We start from the raw sequence: 17,890 nt of genomic DNA on the forward strand, positions 1-17,890 counted from the left end.
GAGCATAAACAGGTTATTCTCTGGCTTATCCCAAGTCGATACTGTACTTAGTTTTGACATCATCTCATCCTTTCGACACCTCATCGGTGGTTCATTTACATTCATCTTCTTACAACTTACCTGACACCTCTTCGGATGCCTTTTCCGCTAACGCTCCTCACCATGGTTCGTTCACCACAGCAACTTAGCGGTAGTTTGATACCAACGCCTGTACGTCGATACCGATGGACCTACCATCATCTTCTGCAAAGCATCAAGCTTCGAGTTCTCACGAACTCTCTGCTTGTTCGTGTCGCCTAGTAACCAGGATTCTGGTACATTTTAACCGGATCTAATTTCACTTCATCAAAAGGAATAGGATAATACCTGTCTTTAGTGGTTACATTAGCCAGTTTAGCAATACCGTATGATGATTGTGGTTTGGCCTTTAAATAGCTAACTAACTCTGCAGCAGTAAAATTCCTGATTAAATCAAACCATCTTTGGTGTTCGAAAGCGAATTCTACCCTGCGTTCGTGTAAAATAGCAAGCTTTAAAGTAGGGAATTTAGCCGCATAAGTAGCATCTGTTTTGGATACAGCGTATAGTGGCATTCCAGCCCTTGCCCTAACCATATCTAAATATTGAATGGCCACCGCATCATTGCCCTGTAACATGTTTACCTCAGCAAGCATTAAAATTACATCAGCATAGCGCATTAAAACACAATCATTACCTCCATAACCCGCAATGGTTGCCCCTTGGCTCGCATCACGGAATTTGGTAATAAACCAATCTTTAACAGTCGGATCATTGGCAAATTTGACAGAGAAATCTTTTCTTAAATCGTTTGTTTCGTATTCATTAATCAGATCAAGCTTTACATTGCTACCAATCCCGGTAGAAGGTTTAAGCGAGTTGATGGTTTCGCCTTTGGCCTGGTTGTTTGCCGCAATGCTCGAACTAAAATTGATATCGCCCTGTCTGTAAGAAATCTGGAAAATCAGTTCTTTACAGGTTGTTTTTTTCGCTACGTCAAAAACATCTGTATATGGAATTTCAGATAGATTTCCGAAAGCTTTCATATTGTAAGCTGCCGTTAGATAATTATTGGCATTGCCTAGGTTCTCAGCCTTATTTGCCGGTAATGTAGCTGCCATGGTTAAATAAACCTTACCCAAATATGCGTTTATTGCTGCTTTTGAAGTTCTACCTACATTCGCTCCTGTTTGGAAATTCGGTAAGGTGCTGCTAAGGGCATCTTTTAAATCGGTTACAATTTGGTTGTATACAGCTTCTTCAGGCACACGAAAAGTGTTCTCTTTTACTTCATCGGCTGTGCTAAGCTGTTTGGTTACCACTGGTACCGGTCCCCATTTTCGTACCAGTTCGAAATACATAATGGCCCTGATAAACTTGGCTTCTGCTTTATAATTCTCTTTGGTGGCCGCATTAGCAAAAGATACTTTATCAATGTTTGTAAGTACAACATTGGTTCTGCCAATTGCCTCATAAAGTGCCAGCCAATGGCTCCTTAAATAAGAATTGCTTGGCAGGAGCGAAAAATCATTGAACTGGAAAGGCTCACCCGCATTACTCTGGTTATCATTCCTACCCGCATCATCCGAACGTTCGTCGGTAAACAAACCACTGTTTTCGCCCAGGGTATTGCTGCTTCTTAGCGATTGGTAAACACCATTAACAGCCAGCAATACATCATTTTCTGTTTTAAAATAGTTTTCTACAGCAATGGCGTTGGGGTTACTTTGATTTAGAAAATCTTTTTTACAGGCACCCAAACTTAAAATTGCACTTAGGGCCAATACTTTATAAATATGTTTTTTCATTTCTTTAGTTCTAAAAAGTCAATTTGATACCAAGGTTATAGGTTCTAGCCAATGGGTAGTTTCCATAATCCACACCCGGAGCAAGGTTATTGCCCGCACTATAATCTACCTCAGGATTATAACCTTTATAATCGGTGATGGTAAAGGCATTATCTACACTCGCATAAACGCGGATATTGCTCACCTTAAGTGTATTGGCCAGTTGCTTTGGAAAACTGTAACCTAAAGTAATATTGGTACACCTGAAATAAGATCCATCCTGAATGTAAAATGACGATAAACGCGTACTGTTACTTTGCGTACCCGCACGCGATGCACGGTAGTTTAAACCACTGCCTGGATTTGCTTCATTTCTGTAACGATCTGCAACCTCTACATACTGGTTTCCCGAACCTTCAAAGTTATACAGGTAATAATCCTGTCCATCCAAAACCTGGTTCCCGTACGATCCATTAAATGATGCCCTTAAATCAAACGTTTTGTAAGAGGTGTTTAAGGCGAAACCATAGGTAAATTTTGCGTATGGTGTGCCGATTACCGTTTTATCCGCGTCGTTTACAACGCCGTTACCATCCGTATCCTGAAAATATAAATCACCGATTTTCGCCGGGTTGGTAGAAGAAGCTGATGGCGCTACCTTGCCTAAATTATCGGCAGTAATCCGTCCTAAAACCTTAAATCCATAAAACATCCCGATTGGCTGGCCCTCTTGTGTAACGTGTGTAATGTACGAGCGCTCCGCACCAGCAGTAAAAATCGTACTGTTACCACCCAGGTCTAAGACCTTGTTTCGGTTTGCCGCGATGTTTCCGCTTAACCCCAAAGTAAAGTCCTCATTTTGGATAATTTTGCCATCAATCTGCAAATCGAAACCCTTATTGCGAACTTTACTATCAGAAAGATTGGTTAGAATTGTTGATGTTCCGGCAATTGCAGAAAGCGGTTTGTTAAACAATAAGTTGAAAGAATAACTTAAATAATAATTTGCCATGATGGATACACGGTTTTTGAACAGACTGATATCGGTACCAAAGTTGAACTGAGAAGTAGATTCCCATCCTAATCCCCTATCCTGAATGCTACTTGGCCAAATAGCGGTAGAAATAGCACTTCCGAAAACCGCGCCTCCCGGTGCGCTTAACTCTTGCTGCGTGCGGTAATCCGGGATATTGTTATTTCCGCTTAAGCCCCAGCTGGCCCTTAGCTTAACCCTTGATTGTTCACCCAAAAAGTTATTGTAAAAACTTTCGTCAGATAAATTCCAGCCTGCGGCTATAGAAGGGAAGTTACCGTATTTATTTAACGGACCAAACCTTGATGAACCATCGCGACGGAAGGAACCAGTTAAAAAGTATTTGCCAGCATAGTTATAACTGAAACGGCCAAAGTAAGAAAGTAAAGTGGTAACTGTTTTACCTGCTCTATCTAATTTAAAAAAACCTGCCTCAGCCCCTTTATCCGTAATTTCACCGATATAATCGTTCTGGAACCCGCTTGCGGCTACCCTGATCAGATCACTTGATGTTTTCTGGGCAGAATATCCGCCTAAAACATCTATACTATGTTTACCAAAGGTTTTATTGTAATTTAAAGTAAACTCTGCCAGTTGATCTACCTGATTAAGTGTTTGTGCAATTGCGTTTGCTGCCCTAATCGATTCGGGAGAGTAAGGTGGGGTATTGCCACTACTTAAGCTGGTAGGCAAATAATACTCATATTTCTCGTTGTATGTTTGTGTTCCTAGGTTAGCTTTAAAATTAAGCCCCTCTAAAATTTTGTAAGTAGCATTGGCATTATAATTACTCCTATTGCTCTTTCTGGTGATTTTTAATTGCTCAACCGTAGCCAAAGGGTTTTCAGGGTTTTGGATACCGAACTGAGAAGACAATGCACCCATTCCAAACTGAACAGGGTTGCCGTTTGCATCTCTTGCAGGCAGGTAAGGCAAATAAATTAATGCCGACATCATCGGACTTAAATTATAACGTCCTTCCTGCACCTCTCTGTTATCGTTCTTGGTATAAGCAATGTTTGCACCCACACGTAAACGCTCGCTCACCTTGCCATCAATATTACCCCTAAAGTTGGTTACTTTTTGGTTGGTGTTGGTTACAATACCATCATTGTCTTGGTAACCGCCGCTTAAAAAGTATTTTACATCTTTGGTACCGCCAGAAAATGAAAGGTTATGACGTTGAAAAGCCGCATTGCGGTAAAGTTCGTCCTGCCAATCGGTATTATAGGTAGCAGGGATAGCCTGTTGGGTGCTAAAATTATAAAGATCGGCCGGAATGCTTACGCTACTACCATTACCTACATTGGCAATACGGGTGGTATTGTTATCGCTGAACATGGCATCGTTCCAGGTTTTGCCCGAGTTTACCCACAAATCTTTATAGGCGTTGTTTCGTCCATCAATTAAAAGCTGTATAAACTGGTTCGCATCCAATAATTTTACTTTTTTAGCCAATTGGGAAACTCCCCCCTGAACATCGTACTCAAACTTTCCTTTTCCATCTGCACCTCTTTTGGTGGTAATTAACACTACCCCACCCGATGCCCTTGAGCCATAAATGGCTGCAGAAGCTGCATCTTTTAAAATATCGATGGTTTCGATATCCTCCGGATTGATGGATACGTTGTTTCCTGCCGGATAACCATCAATTACATATAAGGGATCAGAACTGGCGTTAATTGACCCGATACCCCTTACCCTGATTTTGGTACCGGAATATGGTGCACCACTGGTTTGTGATACCTGTACACCGGCAACTTTACCAACCAGCGCCTGACCAACAGTAGGAGAAGTTAAATTCATTTCACTTGCCTTAACACTGCTGATGGCACCTGTTACATCCGATTTCCTGATCTTCTGGTAACCAATGGCCACAACCTCATTTAGTGTATTGCTGCTTTCTTTTAAAGTAACATTAATGTTTTGGCGGCCATTAACCGCAACTTCCTGATTATCGTAACCGATATAAGAAAACACCAAAATTGCACCTTCTTCTACATTAATTGAATATTTACCATTGGGATCGGTAACGGTTGTTTTTTTTGTTTTCTTTTCGAAAACACTTACACCTGGTAAGGGTTGGTTATTTTGATCGGTAACCGTTCCGCTTATAGTGGCAAATGTTTTATTATGCAAGCCCGAAGCAGTTACTTCATGATTAATTGCTATTGCACCGGAATTACAGATGGCCAATAGGCCTAAAGGCAAAAGCAATTTCCTGCAAGCACTTTTTATACTTGCGGTTAAAAAAAATGATGTCATCTTTTTGTTCTTAGTAATGGTTTTGAAATATAATTGGGGTTTTGTTTAATTAGAAGCGTAGATTTTCACATTTACATAGGCTTATCCTTTAAGGTTAACAGGTAATTTTTTGAGCGTTCTACAGCCGCAAAAGTATAAGTGTACTTTTAACACGATGTATCTATTATGTTAACTCTATACACCAATTTGAACCGGCACTTTAAATTAATATTAAGCACCATTAGATATATGATAAATCGTTTTAATAGCTATCAAAACATAACATCTTATTAATGTTTCTTTAATGGCCAATCTTTAAATTTGCTTCCAAAACTTTGATGAAATTCTTTTATACCTTCTTTGTGTTATGCCTTTTTTGGCAATGCCTATCTGCACAAGATTTAACAAGCCAGTCTTACCAATTAATTAAGACCAGGAACGAAGTACAATACAAAAATTATTACCTGCTTACACTTTTTCAGCAATTGCCCGGGTTGCGCAAAATACTGAGCACAGACACCGCGCTCAATAACATCTATAAATCAAAAACAGCACAAGTAAATGAAGCAGTTAAAACCTGCAAAACAGATATTTCCTGTTCTGCCAAAGCCTTAAAATTTACCAATGAGGAAATAGCCGATATCGGAAACCGTTTGGCCTTGCTTTACGCAGAAAATAATCCCTTGGGAAATTTGGTGAAAAATCATCTAATCCCCTCAGGTTGTTATGCCATGTTCGCCAAAGGACAACACAAAACCCTTTTAGTTAAAGCCTGGGAACAAGATGCCAATGCCATTAATTATGCAATTGGTGTTTACGTAGAAGGGAACAAACCCAATTACCCAAAAATAGATTCGATCAGTTTTAGCTTAAAAGATAAAGCATTTGCAGAGCTCGTATCTGCCAGTGCATGGTTAGCCTTGCAGGGCAATACTAAGCTCTTTTTCGAACCCACCATGTTATTTGCATTGGAAGCTTTAGAACTGAATGAACGCAATGAGGCCGCCGATTACGAGCCGATGGCCAAAGGTGTAAACCTTGCCGCCATTAACCAGATTAAAAAAACAGACTGGAAAAAATATCCTTACAGCGTAATCCTGGTTCCTGGTGCCGGCCCGGAAGAAAAAGATGTTGCGCTAAGTGCTGGCGGAATGATCCGCTGCCGCTTAGCAGCCATACAATATAAAAAAGGTATGGCACCATTCATCGTGGTTTCGGGCGGACGTGTACATCCCTATAAAACCAAATTCAGCGAAGCCTACGAAATGAAGAAATTCCTGATGGAAGTGCTTCAAATACCCGAAAATGCCATTATTATGGAACCACATGCCCGCCATACCACCACCAACCTGCGCAACTGTGCAAGGCTAATGTTTAGGTATGGGATGCCGGTAGATAAACCGGGTTTAGCCTGTACCGTAAAATCGCAGAGCTATAATATCACCAATCTGCTCCCCGAGCGTTGCAAAAAAGAACTCGGCTATTATCCTTATAAAAACGGAAAACGTTTAAGTGATACTGAATCAGAATTCTACTTAAATACAGCATCCTTACAGATTGATTTTGACGAACCTTTAGATCCTTAGTTTATGAAAACATTAAACCCAATTTTAGTATTAATCGTGATGTTTTTTGTGGCCAGATACAATAAAACAGAAGGAAAGATCACAAAAACGATTACAATTGATTCGTTAGGCGCCTGCCAGGGCATTTCTTATCAAAGCGGACGGTATTTCCTCTACGGAGATAGAGAAGTGGGTGTAATGCGCGAATATAAACTCCATAAGGATTCTTTAATTTATCAGCATAAGGAATACAAGTTCACCATTAAAGGCGAAAATATCATCAAACATCCCACCGGTATTGCTTTCCACAAGGGCTTACCCACATTTGTGGGCAACTCGGTAAAGCAAAATGCTGAAGGCACCGTTTGGAAAGCGGTAATTAATTGCATCAACTGGGAAGCTTTTTTAAAGACGAAAACATTGGACGGAAATTTGGTAAAATCTATTGAAGATGATGCCTGTATCCAGGGTACGCGGCCCGAGTATGTAAATTATAAAGGCAAATGGTTTGTAGCAACAGCCGATTATGGCAATAAAGCAAATCAAGTACGATTATACAATCCCGAAGCCTTATCAAAAGCCGATAAAACAAGTGAAAAGGGAATTCTCTTTAAAAAATTCACCTGCTCACCATGGGTCCAAAATCTACACTGGATTGCCGATAAAGGTATACTCGTTTTAATCCAGAACCAAATTGAGGGACGTAAATGGAGACTGACCTTTCTTGATCTGGAAAAATCGCTTGCCAGCGGGCAGGAATCTGTCATCAAAGTTATAGATACCGATAAGCTGGATGAACTGGAAGGTTTTAACTTTACAGATCAAGCAGATAAAGGAATTGCGGTAAGCTCTGCTCGTAAAAACAATGTGAGCTTTATGGATTTTGCGGTTGGCGGTTAGCGCTAAGTGTTGGGCCAATCCAACAATAAAACACTACAGCAATGAAATTTTGTCCTATCGGTTGGTGTCTCACCGACCAAAATAAACATTCACTATTTCTTAAAAATCAGGAAATGGAGGGCTTGTAGTTTTTGGCGGTTCGCAGTCCCGCTCATTTCAAGTCCGCACCCGTACCTCGCTTACGGGCTTTGCATTGCAATCGGGTTTAGGAACAAGGGTTGTGCACCCTGCAACCTCACAAATGAAAAACTGCCTTAACCTATTAGCCCCGGCTGAAGCGATTACCCTGCAGCAACGAGGCACGGGGAAGCGAAGCGTAAAAGCGGAAGACGGGAATAAATTTAGTGTGTTGCAGAAGCCTTACGCTCCAAAATATAAGCTTGCAGTCGCCCCAATTTGCCAGTCTGAACGCAGTCGAAGCCCCCTAGATGCGTTTAACCATAGAAGGAATATAAGATCATGTAAGTTTAGTATGTTACCTGCCGGCAAAGATACTAATGGTGGCCCTTCTTTACTTTCCCTTTACACATCTTCGTCGTACCTTTATTTAATTAAAAAGGAAAGATATATGAATACTGAAAAAGCCATTCTTGCAGGCGGTTGCTTTTGGGGAGTAGAAGAACTGCTCCGTCATTACCCAGGTGTTACCTCTACCGTGGTAGGTTATACTGGTGGTGATGTTCCAAATGCCACTTACCGGAACCATGGCACACATGCCGAAGCCATTGAAGTTACTTTTGATCCAACTGTTTTAACCTACCGTAAATTATTAGAATATTTCTTTCAGATCCACGATCCGAGCACACGCAACAGACAGGGAAATGATGTGGGTACATCGTACCGCTCAGCTATTTTTTACAATAGTGAAGAACAGAAAAACACCGCAAATGCATTAATTGCCGAGTTAGATGCTTCGGGCAAATGGCCTGGCAAAATTGTAACCGAGGTGGTGCCCGAAACCGACTTTTGGAATGCTGAAGAAGAACATCAGGATTATTTACAGAAAAACCCTTACGGTTATACCTGCCACTTTGAAAGACCAGACTGGAAGTTATAATAAGACCGTCAATTACGATGCATGAAACATTTTGACAGAAAGCAGGAGGATCCGTTTCATTATCCGAAAATCAGATACAGTAGCATTTTAGTTCATGCTGCCCGTTGTTCGCTGTACCCCTCATACTTTGGGGCTGCACGATGCTGAAATACGATCCATCTATCTGCATCATGCCAATCAACCTTCAATAGCAGCAAAATATTCCCCATTTAAACCTGATTGCCGCGGTAGTCCCGATTTCCTTCTAATCGGGACTACAAGCAGAAAGCAAGACAAACGTTAATTGAGCACAGCAATTGCTTTCCAAATAATAATGAAAGTTCAGCATCTTTATTTTTCTAGAAATCAAGTTTTACAACAATAGCTATATACTAAGCTTTAGGATTGCTCCATGCCTTGCAACGATAAGCCCATTATCATGTTCGGAGGCCGCCTAACTTGTTAAAACTTTGTTTCATTAAGTAATGGCGATCCACTTGCATTTACCTGGTAAGTTTGGATCTTATCATTTTCATCAACCTCTACAATCCGGTAACCTTTATAGGCTGTGCCCCAGCTTCCACCGATGTGTGCATCGAAAAAATGTGGCAGTTTATTGGTATAAAAAACGGCATCGAGACTGTGGTCGTGCCCATGGAATACCGCTTTTACATTTGCATAGCTATGCAAGAGTTTAATCGTATCCGGACATTCTACAAAAGGACTTTCGGGTACCCAGAAATGAGGAGGGATATGCAGCACCACGAAAACAGTTTTCAGGTTTTTAAACTTATCAAGTTCTTGTTTTAAAAAATCATTGTCAGGGCATAAATAAGTGCCTTTGGTATCAGAAGTATTGGCCAAAACAAAACCTACTCCATTTTTTTCGAAAGAAAAGTTATCCTCGTAACCGAAAACCGATTTCCAGATCTTGGCATCGGCATGGTCGTGGTTGCCTGGGATAGCATAAAATGGAACTTTAAGTTTATCGTAATATTCTTTTTTTACTTCTGATAATAGTTCTGGGCGATCGTGAACAAGATCCCCATTAATAATCACAAAATTGAGCGGATTTTTATCATGCGATTCATTTAACCACTTCACAATATTCTGGTGGTGCAATTTGTACTCCGTTCCAGGCTGACCATAATGTCCATCCGATGCGATCGCAAAACGCAATTTAGGAGCTTTGCCTGATCTGGCGGGGGCGGTTTGTTCTTCAGCAAATGATGAAAGAACTGGCGAAATACTGGCAACCACAGCAGCAGCCAAACTATTTTTCAGAAAAAAGCGTCTGTTAGACATAAGGATAAGATATGTTTTGTATCAAAGCCCAATATTAGGGTGACCAGGCTTCTTAAACATAAATTTAATGTTATGATTAGGTTAAACCAATACATAAATGTGTATCAATTTTATAACAGAATAGTGATTTTGGCAGCTGGTTTTGCCGATACAATTTTGGCAATTTCAAAACAATTTAGGTGTAGCAGCGATTATCATAATATGAAACTACTCAAATCCTTACTCGCGGGCTTCGCTGGTGCCGGAGCATTAAATATATTGCACGAAAGTGTAAGACGGATTGATCCAGATGCACCTAGAATTGATCTTTTAGGCGAACAAGCACTGTCAAAATCGATGAAAAGTTTAAATCTTGAAACGCCAAGTGGAAACAATCTTTACCTTGCAACTCTTGCCGGCGATATTGTGAGCAATGGTTTATATTATAGTGCTATAGGCTTTGGCAGCAAAAAAAATATTTATATAAAGGGTGCGTTAGCAGGACTTACAGCAGGCCTAGGGGCTATAAATATTCCCGATAAAATGGATTTGGACGATACGCCAGTAACCCATACGAATAAGACAAAAATATTAACCGTAGCTTGGTATGTTATTGGCGGCCTAGTAACTGCAGCTGTTCTTAGCCGTTTACAACGGGCTTAATAAGATGAAAACGCATTCCCCGTCTGTGCCCCAACAGAAAGAAAAACAACTAATTTCTTCGTATTCAATACTTGACAAAAGCCAACTTGAAGGTCTGTGAGGACACAGACCTTGGTGAAGAAAACTTGCTTTTAGGTCTTCGACGAGCTCAGACGGATAATACTATTCAAAATAATAAAAATCAAGTGCACCTGTTCCGTGCTTTCCGTGTTTCCGTGGCAAAAACAAACTACCAATCCAGAAAATACAAAAAACAAAAAGGTCTGTGGGATACAGACCTTGGATTAGATTTATAGAATAACGATTGCCTGTTTTATGACCAGATAGGCCGCCAATGCGAACAAAAATATCGCTATCGATTTATTGATAATTAAACTACTCAGGGCAAATTTCTCCTGAATATAAGTGGCAAAATGCGCATATAAGTAAAGTGCGAGTGTAGAACCAACGCCCGAGCCCAAACTAAAAATCACTAATGAAAGGTAATCCGTTTCAATCCATTGGTGTAAAATTACATAATTGCCAAAAAACAGCCAGAACGGAATCTGAACAGGGTTTAGCACCCCTAAAATCAATCCATATAAAACGCTTCCACTGCGCTTATCTTCTTTAGTATTATTTGTTTTAGGCACTTTTTTCCTGTTCTTCCAGGTAATGGTACCCATCACCAAAAACATCACGATCATAAAACAATCGACTAAAGTACTTAAACGCACTTCACTTACCGCTTCGTTCGGATTGATATCGCTCATGGCCCAGCGGGCAAAACGCATCATCCCAAAGGTAAAAAACACTTCTACACAAGAGAAGGAAAGAATAAAGTACCAAACCTGCCGCATCCCCTTGTTAATAGCGAGCTGTGCAACGGTGAGATTAATGTTACCCGGGGGGATATAGCCCATGGCATTGAGAATGATGCCTATGAAAAACGTTAGAAAAAGCATTGCCGAAATTATGGATTTAAATTTAAATGCGATGCTAAATATTTTCCGGTGTACGATTTTTCTACCTTAGCTAAATCTTCGGGTATACCTTCAAATACCACCTGACCGCCGCCATCGCCTCCTTCTGGGCCGATGTCAATTACCCAATCGGCACATTTAATCATGTCCATATTGTGTTCGATCACCAAAATCGTGTTTCCTTGTTCGATCAAGGTATTCAGTGCTTTTAATAGTTTTTTAATATCATGAAAATGCAGACCAGTAGTAGGCTCATCGAAAATGAAGAGCGTTTTATTTGCATTGTTACCTTTAATCAGGAAAGAAGCAAGTTTAATACGCTGCGCCTCACCACCCGATAAGGTATTAGAAGATTGACCTAAATGCACATAGCCCAGACCTACATCAACCAACGGATTTAATTTATTGAGGATCTTTTGTTCATCTTTAAAAAATTCTACAGCCTCTTCAATAGTCATATCCAAAATCTCGGATACATTTTTCTCTTTATAGGTTACATCTAAAACCTGCTGCTTAAAACGTTTACCGTTACAGGCTTCGCAAGGCAGGTAAATATCGGCCATAAACTGCATTTCGATCTTCACCTCGCCCTCACCCTGACAAACATCGCAGCGGCCACCTTCTACGTTGAAAGAGAAAGCAGCTGGTTTTAAGCCTGCAGCTTTTGCCGATGCCAGGCCCGAAAATAAGGCACGGATATCATCCCAGGCTTTAACATAAGTAACCGGATTGGAACGGCTCGAACGGCCAATCGGGTTCTGATCCACCATTTCTACAGCACTTACCAGATCGTAATTGCCAAAAATGCCATCATAAGCACCCGTTTGCTCACCAGCGTAGTTGCCAATTGCCTTTTGCAGTGCAGGATATAAGATTTTTTTAACCAAACTGGTTTTACCCGATCCTGAAACGCCACTTACTGCAGTAAAAACACCTAAAGGAAACTTCACATCAATATTCTGCAGATTGTTTTCCCTTGCTCCTTTAATCAGGATGTGATCTTTCCACTTACGGCGTTTATCCGGAATGGCAATTTTTTCTATTCCCGATAGGTAACGGCCCGTTAAGCTGTTTTTATCTTTTAAAATCTCCTCGTAATTACCACTAAAAACCAAATTACCACCATGGGTACCAGCCTCAGGGCCGATATCGATAATGTAATCAGCTGCACGCATCATTTCTTCTTCGTGCTCTACCACCAAAACGGTATTGCCTACATTACGGAGCGAAATCAATACTTCGATCAGTTTATTGGTATCACGTGGGTGCAGACCGATGCTTGGTTCGTCCAAAACGTAAATGGACCCCACCAAGCTACTTCCTAATGAAGTGGCCAGGTTAATCCTTTGCGATTCTCCACCCGAAAGCGTATTCGATAAACGGTTTAAGGTAAGGTAACCTAAACCCACATTGTTTAAATAAAGGAAACGGTTATCAATCTCTGCCAATAAACGTTTGGCAATTTTGGTATCGTTGGCATTTAATTTCAGCTCGTTAAAGAAAACCAGCGCTTTTGCCAATGGCATCAGCACCACATCGATAATCGATTTTTCAGCAATCTTTACATAAGATGCGTCCTTACGCAAACGCGAGCCCTTACAATCAGGACAGGTGGTTTTGCCGCGGTAACGTGATAACATTACCCGGTACTGAATTTTGTAAGTCTGCTCTTCCAGTTCTTTGAAAAAAGCATCAAGGCCTGCAAAATATTTATTTCCTGTCCAAAGCAAGCGTTGCTCTGTTTCTGTTAAGGCACTATAAGGCCGGTGAATGGGAAAATCGAATTTTGGGGCAGCTTTAATAAAATTCTGCAACCATACATTCATTTTTTCGCCACGCCAAGGCGCAATGGCATTATCGTAAATACTTTTGCTCTTATCAGGAATAACCAGATCTTCATCAATGCCGATTACGTTTCCATAACCTTCACAACGTTTGCACGCACCATAAGGGTTATTGAAAGAGAAAAAGTTCGGCGTAGGTTCTTCAAATTTTATTCCATCCAGTTCAAACCTGTCGCTAAAATGTTTCGTTGTGCCCTGGGCTTCTACATAACAATCGCCTTTACCTTCAAAAAAAGCAGTCTGTGCCGAATCGGCCAATCTGCTTAATGTTTCTTCTTCCTGGTTGGTTACAATACGGTCGATCAGGATCTGAACGGTCTTATCATCTGTAAGTTCTGCATCTTTAAAATCAGCATCGTCTAAAACTGCTTCTATTTTTTCGATTTTATCATTAATCAGAACCCGTAAAAATCCTTTCTGTAATAAAATAGCCAGTTCTTCCTTAATCGTACGGTTATTGTGCGGGTACAAAGGACAAAAAATCGTAACCGTTGTATCCTCTGGCATTGCATTTACATAATCTACCACCGTACTTACCGAATCCTTTTTTACTTCTTTGCCCGAAACAGGCGAAATGGTTTTACCGATACGCGAGAAAAGCAGTTTCAGGTAATCGTAAATTTCGGTCGAGGTACCAACGGTAGAACGTGGGTTGGAAGTAATAACCTTTTGTTCGATGGCAATTGCCGGAGCAATACCTTTAATATAATCAACATCGGGTTTATTCATCCGGCCCATAAACTGGCGGGCATAAGAAGATAAACTTTCTACATATCGGCGTTGCCCCTCTGCATATAAAGTATCAAAAGCAAGCGAAGATTTCCCCGAACCAGACATACCTGTTACCACCACAAGTTTGTTTTTTGGAATGGCAACATCGATGTTTTTTAGGTTGTGCACACGGGCACCTTTTATGATAATATTTTTATGCGGATTTTTTTCGGCCTCTTTTTTGCTCATGTATGGTAACGAATATAAATGTATAACCCCAGAATGTTGTTAGGGTTTTAAGAACATACAAAAATAGGGTACTGAGACGGTTAATTTATTTTTTAACATTTTATTTTTTGTTTTTTGATAAAAAAATAACTTTCTTTGAACATTAACAACCTCAAAACCAAACTAACACATTCAAAAAACATAGGAGAGCAGCTATAGAAATTAAACATCTACAAATTAATTTTTAGCAAATAGTACGGGATTTAGTGTAGGTAAACCTATGAATTTACAATCATATAATGATCAGGACCTGGTAAAGGTATATATTACCGGGAACGAGAATGGATTGCAGGAACTTTTAAGAAGACATAAAAGTAAAATTTATACCTCTATCTACTTATTGGTTAAAGACCAATATCTGGCGGAGGATATTTTTCAGGATGCTTTTATAAAAGTAATTAACACCCTGCGGTCGGGAAGATATAACGAAGAAGGCAAGTTTTTGCCTTGGGTAATGCGTATTGCGCATAACCTGGTGATCGATTATTTCAGAAAAGAAAAGAGAACACCAATCATCACCAGTGCTGATGGAATGGATGTATTCAATATGCTACACTTTTATGATGAGAGCGCAGAAGATAAAATGCTTCGCGACCAGACCCATAAAGATTTAAAAGCAATGATCCATTTATTGCCTGATGAGCAGAAAGAAGTGCTCCTCATGCGCCATTATGCAGATTTAAGCTTTAAAGAGATAGCAGATTTAACCGATGTAAGCATCAACACAGCATTAGGCCGTATGCGTTATGCATTGAGTAATTTGCGTAAAATGCTTAAAACAAAGGAGATGACCTATAAAGGGTAGTGAAATTGTTACATATTTTTTTTTAGGGGTTGAAATAAAGCATCTGAACTATCGTTAAGTTTATAAAACTTATCACATTTAGTTGCTTATGACAAAAACCTCTACATCAAAAACAAATGTAAATTTACCTACACCTAACATGTTTCAGCCTAGAACTGATATTGAATCTGACGCAGAAATCGACTTATTTTATGATCAAATAAAAGGTAAGTTAGATAGACTGGCTAAAAATCCTCAAGATGAAACCATCAACAAGATTTTAGCTTACAGCAGAGCAAAGTAGAAAATCTTTACATGAGCCAAAAAGCTTGTTCCACAGGGTGGGGCAAGCTTTTTTTATTTTATGGGGCAGAAAATAAAAAGATTGAGATGGATAAAGATTCTACTGCAGCCTTTTCTAGCTAAAACTACTTTTAATAATTTTCTGTTTATTATATCATTAAAAATGCTTCTACCCCGAAATAAACAAATATGAAATTAAATCAAATTGTCATTATCAAACCAAAGATGGACAAACCGCTGTTGATGTAAATATACAAAACGAAACGATCTGGCTAACCCAGGCCCAAATGGTTAATTTATTTAAAAGAGATCAATCAGTTATTTCAAGGCATATTAGTAATATTTTTAAAGAAGAAGAATTAGATAAAAAAAGCAATATGCATTTTATGCATACTGCAAATTCTGACAAACCAGTAGCTGCTCTTACATATGCATATAATGGCCTAATTTTTACAATCCCCTAAAACAAAAAGCCTTACCTTTGCATAGTGTAAATTTAACACTAAGTACGCTATGAACAAGAACTTGCTCCCACTCACTTTAGGTGGTTTAGGCATCGGGATAACAGAATTTGTTATGATGGGCCTGCTACCCGATATCTCAAAAGATTTAGCAGTAACCATTCCGCAGGCAGGGCATCTAATTTCTGCATATGCTTTAGGCGTAGTAATTGGCGCACCCTTATTGATCATGATTGCCGGCAAATATCCACCAAAAATGATATTGATTGCTTTGATGATCATGTTCACGGTGTTTAATGCCTTCTCTGCATTCGCACCTACTTTTAATACCCTGTTTATTGCCCGGTTACTTTCTGGTTTACCACACGGTGCATTTTTTGGCGTGGGGTCGGTAGTGGCCAGCAGAATAGCCGAAAAGGGAAAAGCAGCTCAAGCCGTATCGCTTATGTTTATGGGCTTAACCATCGCCAATATTGTTGGGGTGCCATTGGGTACCTTCATCGGTCACAATTTCTCTTGGAGGATTTCTTTTGCCGTTGTTGTATTTGTTGGCCTGGTTACTTTGCTGAGTTTAAAATTATGGTTACCAGCTTTGGAAGCCACAAAAAACCGCGATTTAAAAGCCGAACTAAGTTTCTTCAAAAAAAGAGAAGCCTGGATTATCATTTTTATGATCTCGATTGGAACGGGTGGATTATTTACCTGGTACAGTTATATCGCCCCTTTAATGACAGATGTTGCAGGCTTTTCGCCTAATGCGGTAACCTATATATTAATGTTGGCGGGTATAGGCATGTTATGTGGTAATTATATCGGTGGTATACTGGCCGATAAATTTTCACCAGCAAAAGCATCAGCAGCCTTATTACTAACCATGGTAATTACCCTAACCATTGTTCACTTCGTATCAGCAAGTCAGCCATTGGCTTTAATTATGACTTTTGTTACCGGCGCCGTAGCTTTTGCGTTGGCAGCCCCAATCCAGATGTTAATGATCCAGAGTGCCAAAGGCTCCGAAATGCTGGCAGCATCTGCAAGTCAGGCCAGTTTTAATATTGGTAATGCTTTAGGCGCATTCTTCGGTGGGCTCCCGTTAGTGTACGGTTTCGATTATACTTCGCCAGCTTATGTTGGTGCGGCTATGGCTTTGGTTGGTGCTTTTTTTGCCTTCTGGTTGATTAAAAGTAATCAAGGCGTAACTGAAGAAGTTAAAGTGCCAGCTACCTCTTTTCACTAATTTTTATTTGGAAAACAAAGGTTAGTACAAGTAAAAATTTCAGTCCTGCTGTCCGCTAAAGCCTCGCAGAAAAAGCTCGGGCTACCGCTTCCATCAGGTTTATAATGAAAGGTCATTGCGATGCTTAAAACCCAACATACTAAAAATTGGATCGCCTAGCTAAAGCCCTTTATGCCTAATACCTGTGGCCTCCTTTATCTTTCAACCTGCCTACTACCAGACCTAGGGATATTCCATAAAAAGATTGCAGATTGTTCAGGTTTGCCGAAAAACCAGCAGTAACAGCCGCTGTCCTATCCAAGTACAGTTCATATTTCATTTCGAGCGGTAAACCGACCGTTTTTCTTCTGATCCTTTCATACACTTTATTACTGAAAAGGCATCCGCCCGGCCTGTCACAATCGTTATACAGGAATGCACCGGCGCTTACCTGATCAACCAAAGAAACCCCTGCACCAAACTTAACATAATGGTAACGGTTAAAAGTATAACTTTTGCCTGCTAAAACACCAACGTCAGCAATATGTGGTTCTGGCAAACCGCCGAAAAAAATCCTGATACGTTCTACAGCTGATGTTTTAAGCGAGATATAATTACTTCTTTTCTGCAGATAAAAATCTGCAGCTCCATACAACCGTCTGTTTCCCCCACCGCCCAGACTAAAGCCAAGGCCAAAATAGATTTTCCTTTTTTGGTGTAAGGTATCCTGCTGTGCCAAGGCATCTACAAACAGTGGCAAACAAAAGCATATCAATAAATACTTCATAACG

The 17,890-nt window shown here is 40.1% G+C and carries 15 protein-coding genes; 9 read left to right on the forward strand and 6 right to left on the reverse strand.

Annotated features, from left to right (window positions below; genetic code table 11):
• Positions 1-296: 296 nt before the first annotated feature.
• Positions 297-1,826 carry a RagB/SusD family nutrient uptake outer membrane protein gene (locus EYS08_RS22085; protein ID WP_131032141.1) on the reverse strand — a complete coding sequence of 510 codons (1,530 nt, stop codon included), beginning with the start codon at positions 1,824-1,826 and terminating at the stop codon, positions 297-299.
• A 10-nt stretch (positions 1,827-1,836) separates the two neighbouring features.
• Positions 1,837-5,103, reverse strand: coding sequence for a SusC/RagA family TonB-linked outer membrane protein (locus EYS08_RS22090; RefSeq protein WP_131032142.1), 3,267 nt, complete (start codon positions 5,101-5,103; stop codon positions 1,837-1,839).
• A gap of 317 nt (positions 5,104-5,420) precedes the next feature.
• On the opposite strand from EYS08_RS22090, the gene EYS08_RS22095 reads away from it, so the two are divergent.
• The 3 genes from EYS08_RS22095 (at position 5,421) to msrA (ending at position 8,604) form a co-directional block, all read left to right on the forward strand.
• The gene (locus EYS08_RS22095; protein ID WP_208745931.1) at positions 5,421-6,668 is read left to right on the forward strand and encodes a YdcF family protein; all 1,248 of its coding nucleotides are present in this window, start codon (positions 5,421-5,423) and stop codon (positions 6,666-6,668) included.
• A gap of 3 nt (positions 6,669-6,671) precedes the next feature.
• Positions 6,672-7,547, forward strand: a complete 876-nt coding sequence (locus tag EYS08_RS22100; protein ID WP_131032143.1) for a hypothetical protein — start codon at positions 6,672-6,674, stop codon at positions 7,545-7,547.
• A 568-nt stretch (positions 7,548-8,115) separates the two neighbouring features.
• The gene (msrA, locus tag EYS08_RS22105) at positions 8,116-8,604 is read left to right on the forward strand and encodes a peptide-methionine (S)-S-oxide reductase MsrA (RefSeq protein WP_057933770.1); all 489 of its coding nucleotides are present in this window, start codon (positions 8,116-8,118) and stop codon (positions 8,602-8,604) included.
• Positions 8,605-9,045: 441 nt separating this feature from the next.
• Here msrA and EYS08_RS22110 read toward each other — a convergent pair whose 3' ends face one another.
• Positions 9,046-9,888 carry a metallophosphoesterase family protein gene (locus EYS08_RS22110; protein WP_131032144.1) on the reverse strand — a complete coding sequence of 281 codons (843 nt, stop codon included), beginning with the start codon at positions 9,886-9,888 and terminating at the stop codon, positions 9,046-9,048.
• A gap of 72 nt (positions 9,889-9,960) precedes the next feature.
• Here EYS08_RS22110 and EYS08_RS22115 point away from each other — a divergent pair, with 72 nt between their 5' ends.
• Positions 9,961-10,530: a hypothetical protein gene (locus EYS08_RS22115; RefSeq protein WP_244216019.1), complete on the forward strand. Its 570-nt coding sequence runs from the start codon at positions 9,961-9,963 to the stop codon at positions 10,528-10,530.
• A gap of 71 nt (positions 10,531-10,601) precedes the next feature.
• Complete coding sequence (locus EYS08_RS22120; protein ID WP_131032145.1) at positions 10,602-10,826, forward strand: hypothetical protein; 225 nt, start codon at positions 10,602-10,604, stop codon at positions 10,824-10,826.
• Here EYS08_RS22120 and EYS08_RS22125 read toward each other — a convergent pair.
• Together EYS08_RS22125 and uvrA are read right to left on the reverse strand one after the other, a co-directional pair.
• Positions 10,821-11,474 (reverse strand): LysE family transporter, encoded by a 654-nt coding sequence (locus EYS08_RS22125; RefSeq protein ID WP_131032146.1) that lies wholly within the window; start codon positions 11,472-11,474, stop codon positions 10,821-10,823. The two genes, EYS08_RS22120 and EYS08_RS22125, sit on opposite strands and share 6 nt — an antisense overlap.
• An 8-nt stretch (positions 11,475-11,482) precedes the next feature.
• Positions 11,483-14,296 carry an excinuclease ABC subunit UvrA gene (gene uvrA, locus EYS08_RS22130; RefSeq protein WP_131032147.1) on the reverse strand — a complete coding sequence of 938 codons (2,814 nt, stop codon included), beginning with the start codon at positions 14,294-14,296 and terminating at the stop codon, positions 11,483-11,485.
• A gap of 259 nt (positions 14,297-14,555) precedes the next feature.
• On the opposite strand from uvrA, the gene EYS08_RS22135 reads away from it, so the two are divergent.
• From EYS08_RS22135 to EYS08_RS22150, 4 genes are all read left to right on the forward strand, one after another.
• Positions 14,556-15,140, forward strand: a complete 585-nt coding sequence (locus tag EYS08_RS22135; RefSeq protein ID WP_057933765.1) for an RNA polymerase sigma factor — start codon at positions 14,556-14,558, stop codon at positions 15,138-15,140.
• Positions 15,141-15,228: 88 nt separating this feature from the next.
• Entirely contained in the window at positions 15,229-15,423 is a 195-nt protein-coding gene (locus EYS08_RS22140) for a hypothetical protein (RefSeq protein ID WP_108199343.1), read from the forward strand.
• Positions 15,424-15,709: 286 nt separating this feature from the next.
• Positions 15,710-15,886, forward strand: coding sequence for a hypothetical protein (locus EYS08_RS26155; protein ID WP_208745932.1), 177 nt, complete (start codon positions 15,710-15,712; stop codon positions 15,884-15,886).
• A 49-nt stretch (positions 15,887-15,935) separates the two neighbouring features.
• Positions 15,936-17,120, forward strand: a complete 1,185-nt coding sequence (locus EYS08_RS22150) for an MFS transporter (protein ID WP_131032148.1) — start codon at positions 15,936-15,938, stop codon at positions 17,118-17,120.
• Positions 17,121-17,295: 175 nt separating this feature from the next.
• On the opposite strand, the gene EYS08_RS22155 is transcribed toward EYS08_RS22150, so the two are convergent.
• Positions 17,296-17,886, reverse strand: coding sequence for a hypothetical protein (locus tag EYS08_RS22155; RefSeq protein WP_131032149.1), 591 nt, complete (start codon positions 17,884-17,886; stop codon positions 17,296-17,298).
• Positions 17,887-17,890 lie beyond the last annotated feature (4 nt).

Source organism: Pedobacter kyonggii (assembly GCF_004310665.1).
Classification (GTDB): Bacteria; Bacteroidota; Bacteroidia; order Sphingobacteriales; family Sphingobacteriaceae; genus Pedobacter; species Pedobacter kyonggii.